This is a genomic window from Streptomyces sp. NPDC046303 (genome assembly GCF_055588085.1).
The window spans coordinates 200,085-223,523 of sequence record NZ_JBVJFA010000007.1 but is presented as its reverse complement, the minus strand read 5'-3'; the positions used below and the strand labels follow the sequence as shown (position 1 = coordinate 223,523).

The 23,439-nt window shown below is 71.5% G+C and carries 23 protein-coding genes; 14 read left to right on the top strand and 9 right to left on the bottom strand.

What is annotated here, in order from left to right; genetic code table 11:
- Nucleotides 1–15 precede the first annotated feature (15 nt).
- Nucleotides 16–825, bottom strand: coding sequence for a thioesterase II family protein (locus tag ACZ6I1_RS10155; RefSeq protein ID WP_469285233.1), 810 nt, complete (start codon nt 823–825; stop codon nt 16–18).
- Nucleotides 822–1,028 (bottom strand): hypothetical protein, encoded by a 207-nt coding sequence (locus ACZ6I1_RS10150; protein WP_469285232.1) that lies wholly within the window; start codon nt 1,026–1,028, stop codon nt 822–824. Before ACZ6I1_RS10150 ends, ACZ6I1_RS10155 begins: the two co-directional genes overlap by 4 nt.
- A gap of 292 nt (nt 1,029–1,320) precedes the next feature.
- Here ACZ6I1_RS10150 and ACZ6I1_RS10145 point away from each other — a divergent pair, with 292 nt between their 5' ends.
- Nucleotides 1,321–2,094 carry a LuxR C-terminal-related transcriptional regulator gene (locus ACZ6I1_RS10145; protein WP_469285231.1) on the top strand — a complete coding sequence of 258 codons (774 nt, stop codon included), beginning with the start codon at nt 1,321–1,323 and terminating at the stop codon, nt 2,092–2,094.
- Nucleotides 2,095–2,223: 129 nt separating this feature from the next.
- Here the strand turns inward: ACZ6I1_RS10145 and ACZ6I1_RS10140 are convergent, their stop codons facing one another.
- Both ACZ6I1_RS10140 and ACZ6I1_RS10135 read right to left on the bottom strand, forming a co-directional pair.
- On the bottom strand, nt 2,224–3,168 hold the full coding sequence (locus ACZ6I1_RS10140; RefSeq protein ID WP_469285229.1) for a DMT family transporter: 945 nt from the start codon (nt 3,166–3,168) through the stop codon (nt 2,224–2,226).
- A 9-nt stretch (nt 3,169–3,177) separates the two neighbouring features.
- Nucleotides 3,178–4,125, bottom strand: a complete 948-nt coding sequence (locus tag ACZ6I1_RS10135; protein ID WP_469285228.1) for a LysR family transcriptional regulator — start codon at nt 4,123–4,125, stop codon at nt 3,178–3,180.
- Between the two features lie 331 nt (nt 4,126–4,456).
- On the opposite strand from ACZ6I1_RS10135, the gene ACZ6I1_RS10130 reads away from it, so the two are divergent.
- From ACZ6I1_RS10130 to ACZ6I1_RS10110, 5 genes are read left to right on the top strand one after another with little or no spacing between them, the layout of a single operon-like run.
- Nucleotides 4,457–5,359 carry a GHMP family kinase ATP-binding protein gene (locus ACZ6I1_RS10130; RefSeq protein ID WP_469285227.1) on the top strand — a complete coding sequence of 301 codons (903 nt, stop codon included), beginning with the start codon at nt 4,457–4,459 and terminating at the stop codon, nt 5,357–5,359.
- Nucleotides 5,356–6,444, top strand: coding sequence for a DMT family transporter (locus ACZ6I1_RS10125; RefSeq protein WP_469285225.1), 1,089 nt, complete (start codon nt 5,356–5,358; stop codon nt 6,442–6,444). The genes ACZ6I1_RS10130 and ACZ6I1_RS10125 overlap by 4 nt, the downstream gene beginning before the upstream one ends.
- Nucleotides 6,441–7,415, top strand: coding sequence for a pyridoxal-phosphate dependent enzyme (locus ACZ6I1_RS10120; protein ID WP_469285222.1), 975 nt, complete (start codon nt 6,441–6,443; stop codon nt 7,413–7,415). Before ACZ6I1_RS10125 ends, ACZ6I1_RS10120 begins: the two co-directional genes overlap by 4 nt.
- Before the next feature lie 7 nt (nt 7,416–7,422).
- A complete protein-coding gene (locus tag ACZ6I1_RS10115; protein WP_469285220.1) occupies nt 7,423–8,160 on the top strand; it encodes an alanine--tRNA ligase-related protein in 738 nt (245 codons plus the stop codon).
- Complete coding sequence (locus ACZ6I1_RS10110; protein ID WP_469285219.1) at nt 8,150–9,358, top strand: aminotransferase class I/II-fold pyridoxal phosphate-dependent enzyme; 1,209 nt, start codon at nt 8,150–8,152, stop codon at nt 9,356–9,358. The genes ACZ6I1_RS10115 and ACZ6I1_RS10110 overlap by 11 nt, the downstream gene beginning before the upstream one ends.
- Before the next feature lie 112 nt (nt 9,359–9,470).
- Here the strand turns inward: ACZ6I1_RS10110 and ACZ6I1_RS10105 are convergent, their stop codons facing one another.
- A complete protein-coding gene (locus ACZ6I1_RS10105; RefSeq protein WP_469285217.1) occupies nt 9,471–11,012 on the bottom strand; it encodes an AMP-binding protein in 1,542 nt (513 codons plus the stop codon).
- 202 nt (nt 11,013–11,214) lie between these two features.
- Nucleotides 11,215–12,390, bottom strand: a complete 1,176-nt coding sequence (locus tag ACZ6I1_RS10100) for a winged helix DNA-binding domain-containing protein (RefSeq protein ID WP_469285215.1) — start codon at nt 12,388–12,390, stop codon at nt 11,215–11,217.
- Between the two features lie 244 nt (nt 12,391–12,634).
- Here ACZ6I1_RS10100 and ACZ6I1_RS10095 point away from each other — a divergent pair, with 244 nt between their 5' ends.
- The 4 genes from ACZ6I1_RS10095 (at nt 12,635) to ACZ6I1_RS10080 (ending at nt 15,395) form a co-directional block, all read left to right on the top strand.
- Nucleotides 12,635–13,804: a magnesium and cobalt transport protein CorA gene (locus ACZ6I1_RS10095; RefSeq protein WP_469285214.1), complete on the top strand. Its 1,170-nt coding sequence runs from the start codon at nt 12,635–12,637 to the stop codon at nt 13,802–13,804.
- 171 nt (nt 13,805–13,975) lie between these two features.
- On the top strand, nt 13,976–14,458 hold the full coding sequence (locus ACZ6I1_RS10090; protein ID WP_469285315.1) for an SMI1/KNR4 family protein: 483 nt from the start codon (nt 13,976–13,978) through the stop codon (nt 14,456–14,458).
- A gap of 202 nt (nt 14,459–14,660) precedes the next feature.
- Nucleotides 14,661–14,858 carry a DUF6243 family protein gene (locus ACZ6I1_RS10085; RefSeq protein ID WP_469285212.1) on the top strand — a complete coding sequence of 66 codons (198 nt, stop codon included), beginning with the start codon at nt 14,661–14,663 and terminating at the stop codon, nt 14,856–14,858.
- Nucleotides 14,859–15,053: 195 nt separating this feature from the next.
- The gene (locus ACZ6I1_RS10080) at nt 15,054–15,395 is read left to right on the top strand and encodes a HopJ type III effector protein (protein ID WP_469285209.1); all 342 of its coding nucleotides are present in this window, start codon (nt 15,054–15,056) and stop codon (nt 15,393–15,395) included.
- 12 nt (nt 15,396–15,407) lie between these two features.
- Here the strand turns inward: ACZ6I1_RS10080 and ACZ6I1_RS10075 are convergent, their stop codons facing one another.
- Together ACZ6I1_RS10075 and ACZ6I1_RS10070 are read right to left on the bottom strand one after the other, a co-directional pair.
- The gene (locus ACZ6I1_RS10075; protein ID WP_469285207.1) at nt 15,408–16,265 is read right to left on the bottom strand and encodes a glycosyltransferase; all 858 of its coding nucleotides are present in this window, start codon (nt 16,263–16,265) and stop codon (nt 15,408–15,410) included.
- 105 nt (nt 16,266–16,370) lie between these two features.
- Nucleotides 16,371–16,565, bottom strand: coding sequence for a DUF2795 domain-containing protein (locus ACZ6I1_RS10070; RefSeq protein ID WP_469285205.1), 195 nt, complete (start codon nt 16,563–16,565; stop codon nt 16,371–16,373).
- Nucleotides 16,566–16,892: 327 nt separating this feature from the next.
- Between ACZ6I1_RS10070 and ACZ6I1_RS10065 the strand changes: the two genes are divergently transcribed.
- The 3 genes from ACZ6I1_RS10065 (at nt 16,893) to ACZ6I1_RS10055 (ending at nt 21,638) form a co-directional block, all read left to right on the top strand.
- Nucleotides 16,893–18,407 (top strand): ABC transporter substrate-binding protein, encoded by a 1,515-nt coding sequence (locus ACZ6I1_RS10065; RefSeq protein ID WP_469285203.1) that lies wholly within the window; start codon nt 16,893–16,895, stop codon nt 18,405–18,407.
- Between the two features lie 104 nt (nt 18,408–18,511).
- Nucleotides 18,512–20,344 (top strand): ABC transporter permease subunit, encoded by a 1,833-nt coding sequence (locus ACZ6I1_RS10060; protein ID WP_469285313.1) that lies wholly within the window; start codon nt 18,512–18,514, stop codon nt 20,342–20,344.
- A 10-nt stretch (nt 20,345–20,354) separates the two neighbouring features.
- The gene (locus ACZ6I1_RS10055) at nt 20,355–21,638 is read left to right on the top strand and encodes an MDR family MFS transporter (protein ID WP_469285201.1); all 1,284 of its coding nucleotides are present in this window, start codon (nt 20,355–20,357) and stop codon (nt 21,636–21,638) included.
- 208 nt (nt 21,639–21,846) lie between these two features.
- On the opposite strand, the gene ACZ6I1_RS10050 is transcribed toward ACZ6I1_RS10055, so the two are convergent.
- Nucleotides 21,847–22,698: a hypothetical protein gene (locus ACZ6I1_RS10050; RefSeq protein WP_469285198.1), complete on the bottom strand. Its 852-nt coding sequence runs from the start codon at nt 22,696–22,698 to the stop codon at nt 21,847–21,849.
- Between the two features lie 199 nt (nt 22,699–22,897).
- On the opposite strand from ACZ6I1_RS10050, the gene ACZ6I1_RS10045 reads away from it, so the two are divergent.
- Entirely contained in the window at nt 22,898–23,389 is a 492-nt protein-coding gene (locus tag ACZ6I1_RS10045; protein WP_469285196.1) for a hypothetical protein, read from the top strand.
- Nucleotides 23,390–23,439 lie beyond the last annotated feature (50 nt).

The window sequence follows — 23,439 nt, the reverse complement described above, 5'->3', positions numbered from 1 at the left end:
ACGGGTCCGGCACGGTCAGATGAGTTCGACGTGCCAGTCGCCAGGCTGCCCGACACCGGGCGCTCCGGACAGGAGCGACCGGAGGATGTCGGTGACGGACCGCGAGCGGCCGTCGAAGTAGAAGTGGCCGCCCTCGGACCAGTGCCGGGCCGGCGGCCGGAGGCATTCCCGGTCCCAGGGCTGCAGCCCGGCCTCGCCGATGTGCGGATCGTCCAGACCGTTGATCAAGGTCACCGGTACGGACAGGGGTGCGGCCGGCCGGTACGTGTACCCGGCGACCATGCGGAAGTCGGCGCGGAGGTTCGGCAGGAGCAGCTCCTGCAGGGCCTCGTCGGCCATGACCTCCGGCGGCAGTCCGCCGAAGAAGCCCACGGCCTGCGTGAACTCCCGGCCTTCCAGCCGGGCGGCCTCCACCACCCGCCGGGTGGGCAGGAGCGAGGGGGCCGAGCAGCCGGAGGCGACCAGGTGGCGGAAGTCCGGCAGGTGGCCGATGCGCCGTGCGACCTCGAAGGCCAGCACCGCGCCGAAGCTGTGGCCGAAAAGGACGAAGGGGCGGTCCGCGGTGGTGGAGATCTCGTGGGCCACGGCGTCGGCGAGTTCCGCTACATCGGTGAGGGCGGGCTCCCGGTAGCGGCGGCCGCGTCCCGGCGGGCAGAGCCCGGCGATCTCGGCCACGCCCGCCAGGTCCGGCTGCCAGCCGAGGAAGGAGCGCGGGTTGCCGCCGGCGTGCGGGAAGCAGTAGACGCGTGCGGCGGGTCCCGGCTCGGATTCCGTTCCGTCGCACATGAACCAGGGGGAAGAGCTCACGGGAACGACCGCGCTCATGGAGTCGCCTTGGGCGTGGGTGAATTCCAGCCAACATCGGCGAGGATCTTTACGTCGTCCGATGCCTGGTGGGCGGTGTCCGTGTGCGCGGCGGACACCGCGAACAAGCCACCGGCCAGCGTGGCGGTAATGCCCGCCGCGGCGATGCGGATCGTCAGGCGCGAGCGGAGCGGCGTACTGGGGCGGGAAAAGGTTTCCAACATTTCGTCAAGCCTCCCGAAAGGGCGGGGCATGCGCCGCCGGACCGTTGAGTGGAGTGGTGGGCGGTCGCTGCGACCCGCCTTGATCACTCTCGAGCCCGGATCGACTTTCGCTCAAGCTTCGAGATGTCTCATATTCCCGCACTGCTAAAATCCGATGGATCCTAAAAGCCGCACACCAGGAAATAAGGGACATTCGGTCGGCCCTACAAGACCTTTTGGGCACCCGGAAACCGGCAGGACGGACGAGTGGGGGAAAGTAATGGAACACGGAATTCCGGATGGGCCGAGCGGTGTGCAGCAGCTCATGTCCGAGCATTTGCAGGCGCTCTCCCGGCTCGTCGCGGGCGGCCTGGCCGACGCGCCCGCAGCGCCGGCCGCACCCTCGGCCGCGACGGCTCCCCCCGACACCCGGATCGGCTACCACTTCGGGCTCCAGGCCATTGCGGCGGCCATCGACGAGGCTCTCGCCGATGCGCGCAAGGAGATCCTGACCGCCCAGCCCGACGGGCCGCGCCCGGGGCCGACGCTGGACGACGCACTCGAATCCGTACGCCGCCAGATCGCGGGGGGCGTCGCCATGCGCACCCTGTATCAGCACACCACGCGATTCGACGAAGCGACGAAGAACTACGTGCGAACCGTCTCCGACTACGGAGTCCAGGTCCGCACACTGGCCGAGTTCTTCGACCGGATGATCATCATCGATGAAAACGTCGCGTTCATCTCCGCGAACGAAGACCGTACGAACGCCCTGGCCATCAGGGAGCCCGCCATCGTGCGCTTCCTCACGGACATGTTCGAGCGCTCCTGGGATCGCGCGGGGCCTTTCCCCTTCGTTTCGACACATGCCACGAGGGCGGCCGAGCAGGTCATTCCCTCACTTCGGAACTCCATCAGCAAATTACTGGTGTCGGGCTATCCCGACAAGCAGATCGCCCGGCGGCTCGGTATCAGCGAGAGATCACTGCAAGGGCATATCGCGGCGATGAAACAGGAACTGGGCGCACACACCCGAATTCAGTTCGGCTACGAACTGGGCAGGAACGAGACCACGCTCATCGTGTGAGGCCCGAGGGCGGGGCACGAAAAGAGGGGCGGCACGAAAAGAGGGGGCGGGGACACGGACAGGGGCGGGGACATGATGTCCCCGCCCCTGTCCGTGTCGCCTCCGGCTTCGCCGCCCCGGCGGGTCACCTCAGCGCGCTGTCTCCACACCGGCCGCCGGCGCGGTGGCCTCCTCGGGTCCGCGCCTGCGGAATCCGGGCATCCGGGATACGGCCACGCCGCCCAGGCAGATGGCACCGCCGAGCAGGGTGACCCAGCCCGGCACCTCGTCCAGCGCGAGCCAGGAAATGAGGACGACCACGGCGGGCACCGCGTAGGTGGTGGCTCCCATCTTCCCCGCGGTGGTCCGCGACAGCGCGTACGCCCAGGTGGTGAAGGCGAGGGCCGTGGGGAAGAGCCCCAGGTAGACCACATTGAGCGTGGCCGACACGGGCGCCGCGGACAGGTTCGACACCAGCTGCCCGCTGAACGGCAGACATGCGACGGTGCCGATCAGACAGCCGTACGTCGTCACCTGCATCGGGGTCGCGTGCCGCAGTGCGGGCTTCTGCAGCACCACGCCGGCCCCGTACGCCACGGCGGCCAGCAGGCAGAGCCCGAGGCCCAGGACCGAGGACGATCCGCCGCCGGAGGACGAGAAGCCGACGACGACCGCGCCGACGAACGAGACGGCCATGCCGGCCAGCAGCAGCGGCGGGAACCCCTCCTTCAGGAACCAGCCGCCGAGCAGCGCGACCACCATCGGCCCGACGTTGACGACCATGGATGCCGTTCCCGCGTCGACCAGTTGCTCTCCCCAGTTCAGTACGACCATGTAGACCCCGAACCACAGCACCCCCGATCCCACGATGCCGGGCCACGCCTGGCGCGGCGGCACTCCGCCGCCCTTCGCCAGCAGCAGGCAGAGCAGTGCCAGCGAGCCGGTCAGGAGTCGTCCCAGCGCCAGCGCCCCGGGTTCGAAATAGTCGGCTGAGGCGCGAATGGACACGAACGCGGAGGCCCACAGCACCACGGTGACCGATGCGGCTAACAGCGCCCCTCGATCCATTCCGGAACGTCCAGATGATGAGTTCATATGAGCAACCTAGCCTGGGCCGCGGTGAACCGGTGACGTCCCCGGCAAGCGGGCGGCGGATCGTTCCAGTTCGCGGAGCATGAGCCCGACCGCCGGGACGGAGGGGGACGTCGACATGGACAGGGCCACCACCTCCCGGTGCACCGTGGGCTCCAGGCGGAGCAGCCGAATCGGCGCCGACGGCGGCCCGCCCAGGGCCAGTTCGGGCAGCACGGCGACGCCCAGGCCTGCCGCGACCAGCCCGATCACGGTCGGATAGTCGTCCGTCCGGTACTCGGCGCGCGGCTCGAAGCCGGCGTGCTCGCACAGTTGCACAAGATGGCGGCGACAGCGGTGGCAGCCCATGATCCAGGATTCCCCCGCCAGTTCGGCGAGTTCCACTTGTCCCGCCTCGGCGAGGCGGTGCCCTTCCGGAACCAGCACGACCAGAGGGTCGGTGAGCAGCGGGCGGACCGCGAGGTCCTTCCACTCCTCCTGCGTGTTCGCGCCCGCGCCGGGGATCTCCGGGTAGCGGAAGGCCAGGGAGATGTCGCAGTCGGCATTGCGGAGCAGGTCGATGGAGCGCGGCGGAGGCGCCTCCGCCAGGGAGACCTCGACGTCCGGATGGGCGGCGCGCATCGCGGCGATGGCGGACGGGATGAGTGCCGACGTGCCGCTGAGGAAGGAGGTGAGCCGCACCCGTCCGGTGCGCAGCCCCGCGAATGCGGCCATCTCCTCCTCGGCCGCGTGGAGTCCGGCGAGCACTCCGGCCGAATGCCGCACCAGGGCCGCACCGGCCTCAGTCACCCGTACTTCGCGGCTGGTACGGATCAAAAGCGGAGTGCCCATCGCCATTTCGAGGGCTTTCATCTGCTGGCTCACGGCCGGCTGGGTACAGCTCAGCTGCCGTGCCGCGGCAGCGAAAGAGCCCGTTTGCGCAACGGCGCGCAGCGTGCGGAGATGACGCGTCTCGATCATGGGGCGAAACGTAAGCAGGAGAAATGGAATCGAGCAACTCCGCTTTTGGCCACGGCGGTATTGGGCGTTATGGACGCATCGGCCGGTCCACAGAGTGATACACGTGCAGTTTTACCGAGTCTTGAACATCAACCGCGAGCGGGGGGTTTGCATAAGAAGTCCTTTCGCCACCGATAAGCAGGATGATCTTGAACGGGTCGCCTATCGGGACAATCGGAGCGAACCGGGCGCGTTGTGCGGTTCGCGATCGCCTCCGCGATGCCCCTGCTTATGGCAGCCAGCAGGTTTCCTTTGGTTGCCGGACGCGCTCGCCGCGACGTACAACGACCCCATGCACGACAAGATCGCCAGCACCGTCCACGGCGCATTCGGAGAAATATTGCAGGGCTACACCGTCGGCGAGCGCGGCTACGAGCACTTCCTCTTCACGGCGCCCGTCGAGGAGCTGACCTGCGCGGCGCGGCTGCGCCGGGCCGAGGGCCCCGGTACGCAGGGACTCACGATCAGCCCGGCCGACCGCACCAAGGCGCTCGCCGCCTTCGAGGCCCTGAGCGCGGAGCTGGGGTCCTCACACGCCGGTCTCACCATCGACATCACGTCGAACATCCCGGTGGCCAAAGGACACGCGAGCTCGACCGCCGACATCCTGGCCGTCGCCCTGCTCTGCATCCGGGAATCCCACCCGGCGACTCCCGCGCCGGTGGCGCACGCGCTCGCGCTCTCCGTGGCACGAAAGCTCGAATACGGCGATTATCTGCTGCATCCCGGAATCGCCTCCTGTGCCCAGCGGTCGCAGACCCTGATCGCGAAATACGATACGGATCTGCGCTGGAGCATCGTCGGAGTCGACGAGGGCGGCTGGGTGCGCACGGAGGAGTTCCACCGGGAAGTCCCGGAGGACCCGGGAAAGGCAAGAATCTACGAGCGGCTCTTCGCCGAACTCGATGCGGCGCTCCTCGCGAACGACGGCGATGCGGCCGCGGAAATAGCGACCCTCAGCAGCGAACTGCACAATGACCGGCTCCCCAAGAAGTCCCTGGGAGACCTCATGGCGGTAAAGAAGGAGTGGGGCGCCCTCGGCGTGTGCGTGGCACACAGCGGAACGGTGGCCGGGCTCATCTTCTCGAAACACCAGACGGACCACGATCTTCGTGTCGCTGAATCCCGGAGAGCACTGCATTCTCTCGGCTACGACAGCGACCTCTACACACTGAAGGAGTCGGGGCGCTCATGAGCCGCGCAGTCACGACGGACTCGACGGACTCGAGGGACTCGGTGGGCTCAGTGGGCTCGGTGGGCTCGGTGGGCTCGGTGGGCTCGGCGACGGAAGCGGGACACGGGGTCCTCCCCGCCTCGGTCGCGGACGAGCCGCAGCCCGCCCCGGAGGAAAAGCCGGCCAGCCGTGTCCGTGCGCAGCTCATGGTGCTCCTCGCGGTCTGCTGCCTGGCCCTCGGCGGAGTCTTCGTCCGGATCAGCGAGGTGGGCCCGGTGGCCACCGGCGGATACCGTTCGCTGCTCGCCGCACCCATGCTGCTCGGCATGGCGATGGCCGCCGCACGCCGCACGCGCCTGAACGCCGCCGCCGCCACGGCCGCCGGCGCCGACCGGCCCGCCACCGCCACCCGGATCGGACGGCGGGACCAGCTCCTGATCGTCCTGGGCGGGCTGTTCCTCGCCGCCGACCTGTGCCTGTGGAACATCTCGTTCCTCTACACCTCGCTGGCCGAGGCGAACCTGCTGGCCAATCTGGTGCCGTTCATCATCGCCCCGCTCTGCTTCCTGCTCTTCGGCGACCGGCTGCCGTGGCGCCTCGCGATGCCCGCCCTGCTCGCGCTGGCCGGCCTGTACATCCTGGTCATCCTCGGAACCGGCCTCGACCCCCAGCACCTGCGGGGCGACCTCCTCGCCCTGGCGACCGCGGTGTTCTACGCGCTGTTCCTCGTCGTGGCCAAGGGCCTGCGCGAGCGCCACGAAGCCACCCGCATCATGGCCACCCTCAGCCTGGTCTGCGGGATCGCCTGCTTCGCCGTGGCGGCCCTGCTCGGCGAGAGCCTGTGGCCCACCAGCGCGAAGGGCTGGCTCGTACTGATCGCCCTCGCGGTGACCTCGCAGCTGCTCGGCCAGACCCTGATGGCACACGCCGTGAAGTTCCTGCCGCTCCAGCTCGCCGCACTGTTCGTGCTGCTGCAGCCGGTCGCGGCCGCCGTCTACGGCCTGGTCCTGTTCGACCAGCGCCTGAGCCTGGTGCAGATGGCGGGCATCGGCGTGCTCCTCGTTTCGATCTTCTGGGCCAAGAACCTCCTGGAGGGCAAGAAGTGAGCCTGACCCTGGACCATCGGACGGCGCCGCACCACCGCAGCCCCGATCCGTACGAACTCATCGAAGAGCTCAGCCGGCTGAGCACCGTGGACTGCGGCGGCTTCGAGGCCTCCGCCCTGCGGCTGCGCGCCATCCACGGCAGCCCGGCCACCGAGACCAGCTTCAAGTCGATCCTCGGCCTCGGCCTGCTCCTCCTGGCCCGTGAGCAGGGACTGCTCGCCGAGGGCCAGACCGTCATCGAGTCCACGTCGGGCTCCCTGGGCCTCGGCCTGGCGGTGGCCGGCCGCCTGCTCGGGCACCCCGTCCACCTGGTGACCGACCCCGGCATCCCGGACATCACCCGACGCAAGATCGAACTGGTCGGCGGCACCCTCCACATAGCCGAGACCCCGCATCCGGTCCTCGGCAGCCAGCAGGCCCGCGACGACCTGCTGCAGTCCCTGCTGGCCGCGAACCCCGACCACTACTGGACCAACCAGAACGACAGCCCGCTCAACCCGCAGGTCTACACCCGCTGGGTGGTACCGCACCTGATGGGCACCCTCGACTTCTCGCGGATCACCGCCGGAATCTTCTGCGTCGGCAGCGGCGGACACTTCGCCGCCCTCTCCGCGATGCTGGAGGCCAAGGGCATCCCCTCCTACGTGGCGGACCGCGAGGGTTCGATCACCTTCGGCGGCTCACCGGCCCGGAGCATCCTGCGCGGCACCGGCAACCAGAACCGGATCCCCGCAGTGATCGACACAGCTCGGAGCCGGGTCGCGGGCGTCTACCGGGTCTCCGACGCCCAGGCCTGCGCCGGCGTGCGGGACTTGGCCGCCCGAGGGCTCAGCGTGGGCGGATCGTCCGGCGTCTGCTACATGGGCGCCCGCCAACTCGCCGCGGACCTCGGACCGTTGGCCGACGGCGAGATACTCACCTTCTTCGCCGACCGCGGCGAACTGTACGGAACGACACTGCTGAACGGATGACGGACCGATGATCAACCCCGCACTGTGGAGCAAGGCTCCCGCCACGGCCCAGCTCTTCCACCACGACCCGTACGCGACCAGCGCGACGGCCGTCGTCCTGGCGGTCGAGGGGCACCACGCGATCTTCGACCGCTCCCTGTTCTACGCCGAGTCCGGTGGGCAGGTCGCCGACCAGGGAACCGTCGACGGACAGCGGGTGGTGGACGTACAGAAGGCGGGCGGCCGACCCTACCAGCTCCCCAACGGTGAAGTCGCCACCATCGACGCGGTGTTCTACCACGTGTTCGAGGAACCCTGTGCGCTCGAGGTGGGAGCGGAGGTCACCATGGAGATCGACTGGGAACGCCGCTTCCGCAACATGCAGATGCACACCCTGGCGCACTTCCTGTTCCACGCCACCGGCGAATACCTCACCGCGCACGGCCAGATGCGCTCGACCCGCGGCTGTCACATCAGCGACAGCGCCGCACGCTTCGACTTCGGCTGTGCGATCCCCAGCGAGGCGGTGCCGGAGATCCAGGACCGTGTCCTCGCCCTTCTCGCATCCGCCGGTGACGCGGTCGTGACCCCGCTGCCGGGGGCCGACGACGTCTTCGTCTGGCGTTCGGGAGAGATCGAGATCCCCTGCGGCGGCACCCACGTGCGGCACCCGAAGGAGATCCGCGGCGGCATCACCGTGCGCCGGCGCACCAAGGGGAAGGGCGGCACCCGCCTCTACGTCGAGCTGGACCGCGATGCCGGCTGACAACCGCCCCCCGCACGAGGACACCCCGGTCCCAGCGGCCGCCGGGCCGGACGCGCAGGTCCCGCCCCCGCGATTCATCGCGGACATGGACGTCCTGCGCGCCCGGCGCACCCTGAAGTGGCGGGCAGGCGCGCTGGAACCGGACCGGATCTGCCTCGGCGTCGCCGAAATGGACCTGGAGACACCGGAGTTCCTGCGCCGCGCACTCGAACGCGCCGTACGGGAGGGCGAGACGGGATACGGCCTCACCGGCGAGCAGGAACAGGCCTGCGCACGCCATCTGGCCCGTGAGCACCACGCCTCCCCCGCAGGACTGCGCTGCACCACCGACATCCTGGCCGGGCTGCGCACGCTCCTGCGCGACCAACTGCCGCCCGGCAGCTCCGTCATCGTGGAGACACCGGTGTACGGCGACCTGTTCACTGTGGTCGAAGAGGCGGGCATGCGCCCGGTGGCCGTGCCCCTGCTGCGGGACGCGGCCGGCTACCGGAACGACTTCGCCGCGCTCGGCGCCGCCGCCGCGGCCGGTGCCGCGGCCTGGATCCTGTGCCAGCCGCACAACCCGGTGGGCCGGGCCTGGAACAGCGAGGAGATCGCCGCGGCGCTCTCCCTCACCGTGGAGCACGACCTGCTGCTGCTCGCGAACGAAGTGCACATGCCGCTCGGGCTCGCGGGGCAGCCGCGGTCCGTGTTCGCCGACCCCGCCGTGCACCGGGCCCGGGTCTTCGGGCTCACCTCGGCGTCCAAGGCGTTCAACATCGCCGGTCTCAAGAGCGCCACGGTCTACGCCTCGGACCGCACGGCCGGGGCGCTCGCCGGGCTGCCGCAGGGTCTGCTCGGGCGCCCGGGAAGCCTCGGCGCCATCGCCACGGTCGCCTGCTACGAGCAGGGGACCGGATGGCTGGCCGCGCTGCGCTCCCAGCTCGCCGAGCGCGTGGAACTGGTCCGGGCGGAACTCTCCCGCCTCCCCCTGCGGGTGGACGTCGTCGCACCCGAGGCCACCTATCTGGTGTGGGCCGGATTCCCCGCGCCGGACGAGGCGCGGCGCTTCGCCCGCGCCCTCGCCGACGCCCGGGTCCACACCCTCCCGGGGGCCGCTTTCGGGGGCGATGCGTACGCCGGGTACTTCCGGATCAACGCCGCCGGCCATCCGGCGGTGCTGGGCGAGGCCTTCGACCGGATCGGGGCGGCGCTGTGAACGGCGGCGGGGTGCCCGGGGAGATCTGAGGAAGGAACCTGTGGCCGGTTGGAATCCGCTGCCGGTCCGGTCCGCGCGGATTCCCACCGTACAGGTTCGTCACCGCCGCCGCTCAGTTGACCTCTCGCTCCAGGCCGGACCAGTACGGCTGGCGGAGCTTGAACTTCTGGATCTTTCCGGTGGCCGTCCGGGGGATGGCGTCGCGGAACTCGACCGTCGTCGGCGCCTTGTAGCCGGCCATCCGCTGCTTGCAGTGGGCGATGATGTCGGACTCCTGCGCGGTGGCCCCCTCGGCGAGGACCACGAGCGCCTTGATCGTCTCGCCCCACTTCTCGTGCGGCACACCGATGACGGCGACCTCGGCGACCGCCGGATGGCTGAAGATCGTATCCTCCACCTCGATCGACGAGACGTTCTCGCCGCCGGTGATGATCACGTCCTTCTTCCGGTCGGAGATCGTCAGGTGCCCGTCCGCGTCGTCGATCGTGCCGCCGTCACCGGTGTGGAACCAGCCTCCCTCGAGGGCGTCCGCAGTCTCCTCGGGCTTGTCCCAGTACCCGTCGAGCACGACGTTCGACCGGGCCAGGACCTCACCGGACTCGGAGACCTTCAGCTTCACGCCGAGAGCGGGCAGCCCCGCACGGGACAGCTTGCGCGCCCGCTCCTCGGCCGGCAGGTCCGCGTCGGCGGGCCTCGCCCGGTTGAAGGTGAGCAGCGGCGAGGTCTCGGTCAGGCCGTAGATCTGCGTGAATTCCCAGCCCAGCTCCTCCCCGACCCGCTGGATCGTCTTGCTCGGCGGAGGAGCCCCCGCGCAGACGATCCGTACGCGGTCACGGCCTGGGATCTCGCCCTCCCAGGACGCCGCCGCGTCCAGGACCGCGTTCCACACCGCGGGCGCGCCGCACATGAGGGTGACGCCGTGTTCGTCGACCCGGCGCAGGATCTCGGCGCCGTCGACCTTGCGCAGCACCACCTGCTTGACGCCGAGTCCGGCCATCACGTACGGCATTCCCCAGCCGTTGCAGTGGAACATCGGCAGCGTGTGCATGTAGACGTCGCGCTCCCACACCCGGGTGTGCAGCCCGAAGGTCAGGCCGTTGACCCAGATGTTGCGGTGGGTCAGGCGTACGCCTTTGGGACGGGCGGTGGTGCCCGACGTGTAGTTGATCGTCGCGGTGGCGTCCTCGTCCGGGTGCGACCAGGGGCGCGGCGCGACGCCGAAGCGCATCAGCTCGCTCTCCGTCTGTGCTCCGAGAACGAACCGGTGGCGGGCCGTGACGCCGGCGAGCGCGTCGTCCAGCTCCGGGTCGACGAGCAGGACCGAGGCCCCGCTCTGCCGCACCACGTAGTCGACCTCCTCGGGCTTGAGGCGGAAGTTGACCGGCACGCAGATGCGACCGCTCATCGGCACCGCGAACAACAGCTCCAGCATCCGCGCGGAGTTGTGGCTGACCACCGCCACCCGCTCGCCCTCGCCGACACCGAGCCGGTCGAACCCGGCCTGCCAGGCCCGAACCCGCTCGCCCAGCCGCCCGTACGTCGATACGGGCACGGGCGCGGCAGGCTGGTCCGGCTCGTCGACCACGCCGGGGCTGTGGGCGAACCCCAGCTCGGCCCGGTCGAGGAAGTCCGCGACGGTCATCGGAATCCGCATTGCTCTCTCCTGGTATCGGGGCAACTGCATGGAGGGGCGCCGGCGTCGGGACCGGCGGCGGTCAGGCGGTCGGCTGGGCGACTGGTGGGCTGGTCGGCTGGTCGGCTGGTCGGCTGGTCGGCTGGTCGGCTGGTCGGCCATGCGGTCGTCATGTCATGCCGGGCATCGTGCCCCGTGGGGCGTACGTACCACCAGCGCCGCGTCAGCCGTGGATTGACCCGAAGCGTACGGAGACCTTGCCCGGCTCCCCGGTGTTCCTTCCGGGGTTCGTCCCCGGGTCCTCGGGGCCCTCGCCCGGGCCCTCCGGGCCTTCGAGGCGGTCGCCCATCACCCTCACCATCTCTTCCCCCTCGGCGGCGATCTCCTCCTTCCGCGCCGCGGAGGTGTCGCGGAACAGCTGGATGGTGAGCGTTTCTCCGTCCTGCCTCCAGAGACCTGCGAGGAAGCCGTCGACGAGCAGGGTGCGGTGGGCCTGGTTCCCCGTCCAGGTGCGGCCCTTGATCTCGGGCGGGACCACGCGGGTGCGGTCGGCATGCGAGAGGAGGAGGTTGTCGAACTCGGGAAGGAAACGGGGCGGCGCCGGAGTGTCCGCGTCGGGCCGGGGCGCGTCGGGCAGGTCGAAGAGCTCCACGCCGTTCTCGTCCCGGAAGACGGCCAGAGCGGGGCGCAGCCGTTCGAACACCTCGCGCAGCCGGGTCAGGCCGGCCCACACCTGCATGTCCTTCACGGAGGCGGGACCGAACGCGGCGAGGTAGCGCAGGACGACCTCGTCCACGGGCTGCGGGGAGCCGGCGGGCCGCCCGAGCCAGTTCTCCACGGTGGTGAGCCGGACCTGTCCGCTGCGCCCCCACACGCCACGGGGAGTGACCTGGACCAGCGGCAGCCGGCAGCGGGCGGCGACGGAGAGGGACTGCGGGTCGGCGTCGGGCCATTCCCCGAGCAGCTCCTCGCGGAGCTCGGCCATGGTGCGCGGTTCGGCGTCGACGAAGACACGGGCGAGCTCGGCGAGCCGGTCCAGGTCCACGCCGACGAGTCCCTTGCGGAAGTAGTTCACCTCGCGGTCGCGGGCGGGCTGGACCAGGGGCCGCAGGGTCAGAGCGTCGTCCGCGGTGTGCGTGTGGATCGTCGACCGCATGGTAACCATCCGGACCACCTCCCGGGACTCCATGAGCCCGGCCAGCTCGGCGGGGCGGAAACCGGCGAGGCGGGCGTGCAGCTGGAAGTAGGGCGGTTTCACGTTCTGCGCCTGAAGTCCGAGGAGGTGCCCGACGGCGTCCCGCGCGGACATCTCGGCGCGGCTCAGCAGGAGCTGGCGGGCGAGCGTGGCACGGTTGAGCGAGCGGTTGTCGAGTACGGCGTGCGATGTCCTGGAGGCCATGACAGCAAGCTATCCACCCTTGCGGACACCCACTGTCCTTATTCCGGACGTGCCCCGGCAGCCCGCAGCCGGCAGCCGGCAGCCGGCAGCCGGCGAACCATCCCCGCAGACCGCTTCCCGAGCTGCTCCATGGGCTGGTCGCCGCCCCGTCCCCTGGGAAACGCCGCGGCCCGGCCCTCCCCCGGAACGCCCGTATATCCTGCACCTTGCCCGTAAACAGCCGTTCGACCGGAGCTGACCTGCGATGTCGGAGCGCCCAGACCGCCGCCCCTCGCCTCCGCCCGCCGGAAAACGCGCGGGATGGCGTCGCCCCGCTTCCCCGCCCGCCACTCCCCCGTCGGGACCCCCGGCCACCCCGCCGCCGGCACCGGCGGCCGCCACGCCCCCGAACCACCGCAGCGTGATCGACTCGGCGGTCTACCGCGACGGCCGCCGCGTCGCCTCCCCCGCCACCCTGGCGGACACCTTCCGGCAACTGCGCGAAGAACCCGACGGGATGGCCTGGATCGGCCTGCACCGCCCTACGGAGCCCGAACTCCACTCCCTCGCCGCCGAGTTCAACCTCCACGAACTCGCCGTCGAGGACGCGCTCGAGGCCCACCAGCGCCCCAAGCTGGAGCGCTACGGCGACACCCTCTTCGTCGTCCTGCGCGCGGCCCGCTACCTCGACGCCCAGGAGGAGGTGGAATTCGGCGAACTCCACGTCTTCGTCGGCCCGGACTTCCTGATCACGGTCCGGCACGGCGGCGCCCCCGACCTCTCCACGGTCCGCCACCGCATGGAGCAGACCCCGGACCTCCTCTCCCTCGGCCCCGAGGCCGCCCTGTACGCCATCCTCGACGCGGTGGTCGACGGCTACGCCCCGGTCGTCGAGGGCGTGCAGACGGACATCGACGAGATCGAGACCGAGGTCTTCCGCGGCGACCCGGCGGTCTCCCGCCGCATCTACGAACTCTCCCGCGAAATGGTCGAGTTCCAGCGCGCCACGCGCCCCCTGGTCGGCATGCTCCACGGCCTGATGGCGGGCTTCGCCAAGTACGGCACGGACGAGGAACTCCAGCGCTACCTCCGCGACGTGGCCGACCACGTCACCCACACCAGCGAACGCGTCGACGGCTTCCGCCAGGCCCTCACGGAAATCCTGACGGTCAACGCCACCCTGGTCTCCCAACAGCAGAACGCCGAAATGCGAGCCCTGGCCGAGGCCGGCTTCGAACAGAACGAGGAGATCAAGAAGATCTCCTCGTGGGCCGCCATCCTCTTCGCCCCCACCCTGGTCGGCACGATCTACGGCATGAACTTCGAGACCATGCCCGAACTGAAGTGGGCCGTCGGCTACCCCTTCGCGATCCTGCTGATGGCGGTGGTCTGCGTGAGCCTCTACGTCATCTTCAAGAAGCGCGACTGGCTGTAGTCCGCACATCAGCACCGTTGATCAGCTCAGTCCTCGCGAACGCCTGAAAGTGACCGGCAGGGGTCCGACAACCCCGGCCCGTAGAGCGTCGATGTCAGACCCCCTGGCTAGCCTGTCCCCGTGACGCCCACCCACGATGACCGACAGTTCCCCGCCGCGCTGGCCGCCGCGATGGCCGTGCCATTCGACTACGCCGACGGGAAGACCGGGGTCGACTTCGAGCCCTTCGCGGCCTTCCTGTCCGCTGACGAGACCACCGACTGGTTCCAGGCATGGACCGGGAACAGTGAACTGGACGGCCGCGACTTCCGCGTGTTCGGACAGGACGGCACGGGTGGGTACGCGGCGTTCTGGCTCGTTCGCCCGGGCCGGCCGCTGGCCGAGCAGCCGGTGGTTTTCCTCGGGTCCGAGGGAGAGACCGGTGTCGTCGCCCGCGACCTGGGCGACTTCCTGTGGCTCTTGGCCGACGGCTTCGGCCCCTGGGAAGCCGCCACCTCGTACGAGCCCGACTGGAAGGCGCGCCCCGACTTGGAGTTGGCGGCCATCGCCGAGGGATTCGCACCGCAGCAGCGGCGGTCAGCCGCCGCCGTGATCGAGCTGGCGGCCCAGGAGTTCCCGGACTTCGACGACACGATCATGGAACTGTGCCGTTGACCCCGCGCCCTGCCGGGGCCGGGGCGGTGGAGAGATTGGCGGGCGGGGCTGCCGGGACGGGGTAACGTCTTTGTCATGTTCTTCCAGACGTCGATTTACGAGTGAGCGCGTGACGGGCCCCTGCTGACGTCGTTCGACGTCGCCGCGCCCGTCCCCCACCGATGAATCCGTAGATCACTTCACATCAGCACCGGGAGAACCCGTGACCGACAGCAAGAACATCAACAACCCCGTGGGCCAGGGCGGCGGCCAGCGCAAGAAGCTGTCCCGCGCCGAACGGCAGAACAACGGTCCGCACCGCAACCTCGACCGTCAGGGTGCCGCCGAGCAGAAGGCGGAGCTGGTGCGCAAGATGCGCGAGAAGGCAGCCGCGCGCGACGACACGACAGACGAGAGCTGACGCACTGCCGCTGCAGGCCGGCCCCGCGTCGCCCCGCCCCGCGCCGCACCGCACCGCACCGCACCGCACCGGGCAGAACTGCGGGGAGGGGCGGCTCGGGACAGTTCTGGGATCGGGTTATGCACTCCCAGGGGGGTATTGTCGTCCGGTCACGGACGGCAATAGGGTCGTCTGTTCAACCCCGAGGGAAATGACATGAGCGACCTGAACTCGCTGCGGGCAAGCCTTGCGTCAGGTGAGCACGAGTTCGCCGACACCCTGGCCTTTGTCGCCGCGCATTACGCGTATCAGCCGCAGGCGTTCCGTAACGGGGAATGGGAAAATGCCGCCGGCGAGAACGAAGGTTCCTGCAAGACCCTGGGACTGGCCCTGCTGGAAGGGCTGAGCGACCAGGAAGCGCTGCTGGCATTCGGTGAGCACTATCGCAGTGTGCTCGCGACGCCGGACGGCACTGATCACGGCAACATCCGCAACCTCATGGCCCACGGCCTGGCAGGGGTGAGCTTCGCGGGGCAGCCGTTGGCCCGCAAGAGCTGAATCGGGGCGGAGTCAGTCGAGGCGGCGGGCGGCGGCCTCGACGGCCGGGGGGAGCGGGCGGCGGCAGCGCAGTGCCGCGGGGAGTCGCGCGAGCAGTTCGCGCAGCTCGTGCCGCGCCTGCGGGTCGTGGCCGGCCGCGGCGGCCAGTACGAGGCTGTGCCGCAGGGCGACGGCCGGCGGGCGGCGCATCCAGGCGGTCAGCGCGGCGTTGCGCAGTTGGACGGCGGGGCGTCCGGGCCGGGCGCCCGTGGGCCGGTGCACCGCCACCACGTCGGGAGAGTGGCACACCCCCCACCCGCGCGCCGCGAGGTCGTAGGCGAGGAGCGTCTCCTCCCCGCCGAAGAACACCACGGGGTGGTAGCCGCCCGCGTCGAGGTACGCCTGGCGCCGGGCGACGGCGGCGCAGGCCAGGAACCCCAGGACCCGCGGCCCGGGGAGGTCGGTGCTCTGCCCCAGCGGCGAGCCGGCCAGCATGGTGTTCAGCGGATCGGGTACGCCGCCCGGCCCCGCGGCGATGCGCGCCGCGAGCAGTCCGAGCCGGGGATGGGCGTCCAGCAGCCGCTCGGCCGTGGCCAGCGCGCCGGGTTCCCACCAGGAGTCGTCGTCGCTGAACGCCACGTACGGCGTCCGGGCGCGGCGCACGCCCAGGTTGCGCCCCACCGCACCCAGGTTGCGGTCCGCCCGCAGCACGGTCACGTCCGGGTGCAGACGGGCGATCGCCTCGGCGGTGCCGTCCTGCGACGCGTTGTCGGTGACGATCACCGGCGGCCGCTCGGGAAGCCGGGCGAGGCGATCCAGCGTGTGGAGCACCTGGTCGCGGCGGTTCCGCGTGATCACGACGACCGTCGTACGGGTATCGGCATCGGTCACGGTGCGGCAGCCTCCACGTCGTCGGACGGACACGGGCGTACGACGGGGCGGCGGCGTGTGAACGCCGCCGCCCGGCCGGAACAGGCATGTGGTCCCTGGTGCTGGCTAGCCCCTGCCGAACACGGACTTCTGAACGTCGTCGGGACCGTTGAACCGCTCCTTGGACGAGGAGGCGAGTTCCTGGGTGATGTTCTCCCCGGCACCGTTCTTCTTCGCCAGCTGCACGAGGTCGTCGCGCTTCGCCGGGTATTCCGCGCCCTTGAGGGCCTTCTGTACCTCGATGGGGTTGACGCTGGGCATTCCGTACCTCCCGGTTGGGGTAAAAACCTGGAAAGGGGTACCCCGATACATTCCGGCCCAATCGGCGTTCCCGGACTTTCCCCCGGCGAACGGGTGCCATCTCCCGGGATCCCGTCACGGGATCCCGTCACGGGCCGGTTCGCCTCAGCGGCTCTTGAGTGGGTCGTGGCCGCCTCCGCGTCCGACGTGCGCACCGCCAGCTGGTCCGTAGGTGCGCCGGCCCCCGTCTCGCGGTTCAGGTCCCGTCCCGTTAGTTTAAACGGAAATGATTATCATGTACTCTCCGGTGTCGTTCCCCTTGATCGGCCCGGAAGGCACGAGCGAACCATGCGTACACCCCGTCGTCGGCTGATAGCCGGTCTGCTCCTCACCCCGCTCCTCACCCCGCTCCTCACCGGATGTTTCGCCTCCGGCGGCAGCGCGTCCTCCGGCTCCTCCGGCTCCGCGGACGGCAGCCGGCTGCGGGTGGCGCTCGCCTTCCCGCCCACCCGGAACTTCTCCCCGTACGGCCAAGACGCCTTCCTCCTGTCCCGGCTGGGCGTGTCCGAGGGCCTGACCAGGCTGGACGCCAACGGCACCCCGGTTCCCGCGCTCGCCGAGTCGTGGACCGGCGAACAGGGCGGCCGCAGCTGGCTGTTCACGCTGCGGGACGCGACGTTCCAGGACGGCACCGAGGTCACCGCGCAGGCCGTCGCCTCCGCCCTCACTCACGCCGCCGCAGCCCAGCCCGCCCCGACTGCCCTTTCCGGCGTCAAGCTGACCGCCGAGGCGGTGGGTGAGGACCAGGTGCGGATCGGGACCGACGCGGCCGACCCGGTGCTGCCCCTGCGCATGTCCAACCCGAACCTGGCGGTGTTCTCCCCGAAGGCGTACGGGGACAAGCACGCCGTGAACCCGGTCGGCACCGCCACCGGCCCCTTCACGCTCACGAAGATCACCGGCAACACGGCGGCCACCCTGGACCGCTTCGACGGCTACTGGGGCGGCCGCGCCCAGGCCCGGGGCATCGACGCCGCCTTCGTCGCGGACGGCACGGCCCGCGCCAACGCCCTGCGCACCGGCCAGACCGACATCGCCGACGCCCTCCCCATGGCCCAGATCGCCTCCCTGGACAAGGGCACCGTCCACGAGACGAACACCGCCCGCAACACCAGCCTCTACCTCAACACCAAGTCCGGCGCCTTCGCGGACGCGGGGCTACGCGCCGCCGCGCGCGAGGCGATCGACACCTCCGTCATCGCCAAGGACGTCTACGAGGGCAACGCCGAGGCCGCCCGGGGCATCTACGGCCCCGCCCTGAACTGGGCTGCGGGCAAGCGGATCGAGCCCGCCGGGCGGGCCGGGGCCACCGAACCCGGCGGGAAGAGCATCACCATCGCCACCTACACCGGCCGGTCCGAACTCGCCGAGACCGCCCAGGTGCTGCAACAGCAGCTCGAGAAGGCCGGGTTCACGGTGAAGCTGGAGGTGCGCGACTACGCGCGGATCGAAAGCGACCTGCTCGCGGGGAAGTTCGACGCCGCCGTCGCCTCCCGCAGCATGGTGCTCGACACCGGCGACCCCGTCACCGTCCTCGGCAGCGACTTCACCTGCGCGGGGATCTACAACCTGTCGCTGCTGTGCGACGCGGGGACCGACAGGGCCGTGGCGGACGCCCAGGCCGTGGCCGACACCGCGCGGCGGCAGGACGCCGCCATGAAGGCGGAGGCCGCGGTCCTCGGCACCGACGCGGTGGTTCCGCTCGTACACCTGAAGGTCGCCACCGGCATCGCCGCCTCCGTGCAGGGCACGCTGCTCGACCCGTTCGAGCGGCAGTTGATCGGAACGGGAACCCGGCGTTGAACGGTGTGTCCCGCCGCCCGCGGGGCGGCACGGCAACCCTGACCACCGCACTGCGCACCCTCGTAATACCCGGCAGCGGCGGGCCCACGCTGCTGTGGCGGGCCCTGCTCGCGGCGGCCCTGGTGTGCGGGGTCGGTCTGCTGCCGTGGCTCTCGCACACCGACCCGGCGGTGACCGTGCTCAAGGCGCGCTCCGTGGAGCACGACCCCACCCCCGAGGCACTGGCCGCGGTACGTGCGGAACTCGGCCTGGACGAGGGCCCGCCGGCCCTGCTCGCGCACTGGCTCGGCGGGCTGCTGCACGGGGACGCGGGCCGGTCCTGGATCTCCGGCACCGACGTCCTGCCGTCCGTGGCGGAGGCCCTCGGCGTCTCGCTCCTGCTGATGGCCGGTTCCCTCGCGGTCGCCGTGGGCACGGCCGCCGCGGTGTGCGCCCGCACCCTGTGGCTCGGTTCACGGCGCAGACTCGGCGAGCGGACCGCCGGCGGCACGGCGACGGCGGTGCTGGCCGCGCTGCCGGAGTTCCTCGTCGCCGCCGTACTCGCCTCGCTGATCGGTGTGCAGTGGGGCTGGCTTCCCGCCCTGGGCTGGTACGGCCCGCAGTGGATGGTGCTGCCCTCGCTCGCCCTCGGGCTGCCCGCCGGCGCGGTCCTCGGGCGGATGCTGGACGATCTGCTGCCCGGCACGTTCACCGCGCCGTGGGTGCCGGCCGCCGCCGCACGAGGCGTCCCGCCGCGCTCCGTGGCGCGGCAGGCCCTGCGCAGCTGCGTGCCGGGACTCCTGCCCAACCTCGGGCTGTTCGTCGTCGGCCTGACCGGCGGCTCGGTCGCCGTCGAGCAGATCTTCGACATCCCCGGCCTGGGCCGGCTCACGCTGCGCGCCGCCCTCGCGCAGGACCTGCCCGTCCTGCAGACCGGCACGCTGGGCCTGGTGCTGCTCGCGGCCGCCGCCGGCGCCCTGGCCCGGCTCTCCGCCCGGCGGCTGACCGGACCCGCGCTGCGCGACGGCGCCCTGCTCTCCCTGCGCCGGCCCGCACCGCCCGCACGGCGGACGCCGCCGCTGCTGTACGGGGCGCTGCTCGCCCTCCTCATCGGCGCCGGCCTGCCCCGGGACCCGCTCGCCCTGAACACCGGCGCCCGTCTCCACGCCCCGTCCCCGGCCCACCCCTTCGGCACCGACGCGCTCGGCCGGGACGTCCTGGCCCGTATCGCGCACGGCGCCCTGACGACCCTGGGCGCCGCCCTCGCGGTGAGCGCCGCCGCCCTCGTGGCCGGTGTGCTGCTGGGGCTGCTCCCCCGGCTGTCCGGGCCCGTGGTCGACACCGTCAACGCCGTGCCGCCCGTACTGGCCGGCCTGCTCGTCACCGGTATCGCCGGCAGCGGCCCGTGGACCCCCGCGCTGGCCGTGGCCGCCGTCGCCTGGTCGCCGCTGGCCACGCACGCATCGGCCCTGCTGCAACAGGAGCGCGCCGCCACGTACCTGACCGCCACCCGCTCCCTGGGTGCCGGCCGCCGGTACGTCCTCACCCGCGTCCTGCTGCCGGCCGTCCTGCCGCCCGTCATCCGCCATGCCCTGCTCCGGCTTCCCGGCGTCGCCCTGTCGCTGGCCGCCCTCGGCTTCCTGGGCCTGGGCTCCCAGCCGCCGTCCCCCGAGTGGGGCCTGCTGCTCGCCGAGAACCAGCCGTACGTGGAACGGGCGCCCTGGGCCGTTCTCGCCCCGGCCGCCGTCCTCGCGCTCCTGGGCGCGCTCGCGGTGACGGCGGCGAGCGCGGCGAGGCGGGGGGCACCCCGGCCGAAGGCGGTGGGGGGAGACGGCGTGCCCCGGCCGAGGCGGCACTCGTCGGGACACCCCGCGGCGCCTGCGGTAGCCACCGGCGAGTCGGCGCAGAGCGTGCCGGAGCCGGCGCGTACCTCCGTCCTCACGGCGCCCTCGGACTGAACGGATCACGATGACCGGCACCTTCTCCCGCGTCCTGCGCCGCCGCTCCGCCCGGGCTCCCCAACCCCCGCGCGAGCGCATCTGGAAGCAGCTGTCGCCGCTGCTGCGCCTGCTGATCCTGACCCAACTGGCCTTCAACATCGGCTTCTTCGCCGTGCTGCCGTTCCTCGCCGAGCACCTGGGCACCGCGATCGGCATGGCCGGCTGGATGGTCGGCTTCGTCCTCGGCCTGCGGACCTTCAGCCAGCAGGGCCTGTTCGTGGTCGGCGGATGGCTCGTGGACCGCTACGGCGTGCGTCCGGTCGTCCTGATCGGCTGCGTGCTGCGGATCGCCGGGTTCGCCTGGCTGGGGTACGCGGAGGCGACCTGGGCCGTGGTCGGCGCGGTGCTGCTGATCGGCTTCGCCGCCGCCCTGTTCTCCCCGGCGGTGGAGTCCGAGGTGGCCCGGCAGGCGGCGGTCCGGGAGGAGGAGGGCCACGGACCGCGCACCCGGACGCTGGCCCTGTTCAGCGCGGCCGGGCAGGCGGGTGCCTTCGTCGGGCCCCTGCTGGGCGGCCTCCTGCTGGCCGTGGACTTCCGTACCGTGTGCCTCGCCGGGGCCGGGGTCTTCGTCCTCGTCCTCGCCGGGCACGCGCGGCTGATGCCGCAGCACATCCCCGGCCGGGTCCGCACCCGGCGGCGGGGCGGGTTCCGCATGCTGCTGGCCAACCGCCGTTTCCTGGCCCTGTGCTGCGCGTACGGCGCCTACCTGCTCGGCTACAACCAGCTCTACCTGGCACTGCCGGACGAGGTGGAGCGGGTGACCGGCTCCCAGGCGGCCCTGTCCTGGCTGTTCGCCCTGTCGTCCCTGCTGGTCGTGTGCGCCCAGCTCCCGGTGACCCGCTGGGCGGAGGGCCGACTCGACCTGCGGCGCTCCATGGCCGCGGGGCTGCTGCTGATCGCGGCCGGTTTCACGGTCGTGGCCGCCGCGCGTCCGGCGGAGTGGACGGGACCCGCCGCGCTGCTGCCCGCGGCCGGGTACGTGGTCCTGCTGACCCTGGGCCAGATGCTGGTCGTCCCGGCCGCCCGCGCCTGGGTGCCCGACCTCGCCGAGGACGGCCGGCTCGGCCTCTATACCGGCGCGTTGTCCTCGGTGTCCGGCCTGATCGTCCTCGCGGGCAGCTCGGCGGCAGGCTCACTCCTCGACCTGGGCCTCCCGCCCGCCGTCCCCTGGCTGGCGCTGGCCGGCGTACCCGCGCTGGCGGTCGGTCTGCTGCCGCGCCGCCCCGACCCCGTACACGGTGCCGGTCACTGATCTTCACGGTGAGGCAGTGTTCCCCGGTGGTCACAGCTGTGAACAGGGCGCCAGCCACCGGTAGTCGGTAGATGACCGGGTGCCTGCCGCTGCCGCGAAGGCCGGCGGGACGGCCGCCCGTGCGGGTATCGCGGTCTCCCGGGTGACCGGAAACAGCCTGGGGGCCTGCCGGCGCCGCCGGGTGCTGCGGCCGCTCGGCCATCCGGCGTCATGGTGTCGCCCGGTACGGGTGGCCGACCTCGCGCGCGAGGTCCAGCCCGAGCACGCGGTCGACGAAGGCGAAGGTCTCGAACTTGGCGCCGGCCGGCACGTCGGCGCGCGCCGCCACGCCCGCCAGCAGGTCCAGGACGGCGGGGACGCCGAGGTCATCGGCGAGCGCGGCATGACACTGCCGCAGCACGTCGGCAGGGATCGGCCTGGACGGCTCCTGCGCCCAGTCGGCCACCTGCCGGCGCCAGCGGTCCAGCGTCTGCCGGGCCTCGTCGAGCGCGGCGCCGGTGACCGTGACCGGTGTGCTGTGGGCGTGGCCGAGCAACAGCAGCCGCACGGCCAGCGGATCGGTCCCCTCCGGGGCGAACGCGTCCAGGCGATCCGGGGCGGGGAGGCCTCCGTCCGATGGTGCCGGACCCACCTGGCCCAGCTGGCCTGCCTCGCCCACCCCGCCCACCCCGCCCACCTCGATCCAGACCCCGCCGTCGGCGCCTGCGCCTGCGGCGCCCCGAGCGAGCAGGTGCACATCGGCAGCGGAGCAGAGCGCCTCGGCCACATCGGGTCCACCGACGGTGGCGGGCGGGTGGATGCCGAGATCCGACATGGCCCGGTCCAGCGCCCGGACCTGCCCGTCCGGGAGTGCCCGCGGCGTGATGAGGACCGTCTGCGATCCCAGGCCGTGCAGCTCCGCGGTGCGCGCGAGCACGTCGCCGACCAGGGCCACCCGCACGTGCGCGGCGCCGACAGCGGTGTCGATGACCGGCAGGTGGACGCAGATGCGCAGCAGGTGGCGGTGTGCGGAAGGAATCTCCACGGAGCGGCCGGTGCGGGTGTCGGCGATGCGCAGCATGGTGGGGAGGCTAGTCGCGGAGGCCCCCGCCATCGGGGAGGACCCGACCAGGACGCCGACATGGTGGAACGCCCCGCGTGCCGCGATCGCAGAGACTGTGACGCAGGTCACGTCGCCGACCCGTGATGAACCGGCCGCCGGATCCGCTTGACCATCCGGAGAGCCGCACCGGCTCTCGGAGCCAACCGGTGGGGAGCACATGAGCGACACCGCGAGCGGAACGCCGGGCCGGCGGACCGCCCAGGAGATGAGCGCTTGCGACATGCGCGGCCACGCGTCCGTGTTCGTCGAGCGGACGGCCGCCAGGGCCCGGCTGCCCCTCGACTACACCGCGGCCAGCCTGCGGATCGTCGACCGGCTGATCGACGGCCTGCGCCAGGGCGGCACCGAGCGGGAACGGGTGTCCGGCGCCCTGCTCGGGCTCGGCGCGTACGTCGGCGAGGTGCTGGTCCGCGAGGCCGGCGCGGTCTGGGTGGACCTCTCCCCCGAGCACCGGCTGTACTCCGGTTTCGCGCACCCCGTGGGCGTACGGATGCCCGACGGGCGGGTGTGGAACCCGCTGGGCCGGACCGTGAACCGGTTCGAGATCGGCCCGCAGGAATCCCTCCAAACCTTCTACCTCACGCTGCACGGGCGCCGCACGCGTCGCGCCCGCCCGCAGCCGTCGGGGGTGGCGGCCGGGGTGCGCTGATCTGAGAGGATGATTGCCGTCCGGTTCCAGAACGGGAACCGGTGTTTCTG

Coding starts and splice junctions, on each gene's coding strand:
- ACZ6I1_RS10155 (WP_469285233.1), bottom strand. CDS start 825: ATGAGCGCGGTCGTTCCCGTGAGCTCTTCCCCCTGGTTCATGTGCGAC.
- ACZ6I1_RS10150 (WP_469285232.1), bottom strand. CDS start 1,028: ATGTTGGAAACCTTTTCCCGCCCCAGTACGCCGCTCCGCTCGCGCCTG.
- ACZ6I1_RS10140 (WP_469285229.1), bottom strand. CDS start 3,168: ATGAACTCATCATCTGGACGTTCCGGAATGGATCGAGGGGCGCTGTTA.
- ACZ6I1_RS10135 (WP_469285228.1), bottom strand. CDS start 4,125: ATGATCGAGACGCGTCATCTCCGCACGCTGCGCGCCGTTGCGCAAACG.
- ACZ6I1_RS10130 (WP_469285227.1), top strand. CDS start 4,457: ATGCACGACAAGATCGCCAGCACCGTCCACGGCGCATTCGGAGAAATA.
- ACZ6I1_RS10125 (WP_469285225.1), top strand. CDS start 5,356: ATGAGCCGCGCAGTCACGACGGACTCGACGGACTCGAGGGACTCGGTG.
- ACZ6I1_RS10115 (WP_469285220.1), top strand. CDS start 7,423: ATGATCAACCCCGCACTGTGGAGCAAGGCTCCCGCCACGGCCCAGCTC.
- ACZ6I1_RS10110 (WP_469285219.1), top strand. CDS start 8,150: ATGCCGGCTGACAACCGCCCCCCGCACGAGGACACCCCGGTCCCAGCG.
- ACZ6I1_RS10105 (WP_469285217.1), bottom strand. CDS start 11,012: ATGCGGATTCCGATGACCGTCGCGGACTTCCTCGACCGGGCCGAGCTG.
- ACZ6I1_RS10100 (WP_469285215.1), bottom strand. CDS start 12,390: ATGGCCTCCAGGACATCGCACGCCGTACTCGACAACCGCTCGCTCAAC.
- ACZ6I1_RS10095 (WP_469285214.1), top strand. CDS start 12,635: ATGTCGGAGCGCCCAGACCGCCGCCCCTCGCCTCCGCCCGCCGGAAAA.
- ACZ6I1_RS10090 (WP_469285315.1), top strand. CDS start 13,976: ATGGCCGTGCCATTCGACTACGCCGACGGGAAGACCGGGGTCGACTTC.
- ACZ6I1_RS10080 (WP_469285209.1), top strand. CDS start 15,054: ATGAGCGACCTGAACTCGCTGCGGGCAAGCCTTGCGTCAGGTGAGCAC.
- ACZ6I1_RS10070 (WP_469285205.1), bottom strand. CDS start 16,565: ATGCCCAGCGTCAACCCCATCGAGGTACAGAAGGCCCTCAAGGGCGCG.
- ACZ6I1_RS10065 (WP_469285203.1), top strand. CDS start 16,893: ATGCGTACACCCCGTCGTCGGCTGATAGCCGGTCTGCTCCTCACCCCG.
- ACZ6I1_RS10055 (WP_469285201.1), top strand. CDS start 20,355: ATGACCGGCACCTTCTCCCGCGTCCTGCGCCGCCGCTCCGCCCGGGCT.
- ACZ6I1_RS10050 (WP_469285198.1), bottom strand. CDS start 22,698: ATGCTGCGCATCGCCGACACCCGCACCGGCCGCTCCGTGGAGATTCCT.
- ACZ6I1_RS10045 (WP_469285196.1), top strand. CDS start 22,898: ATGAGCGACACCGCGAGCGGAACGCCGGGCCGGCGGACCGCCCAGGAG.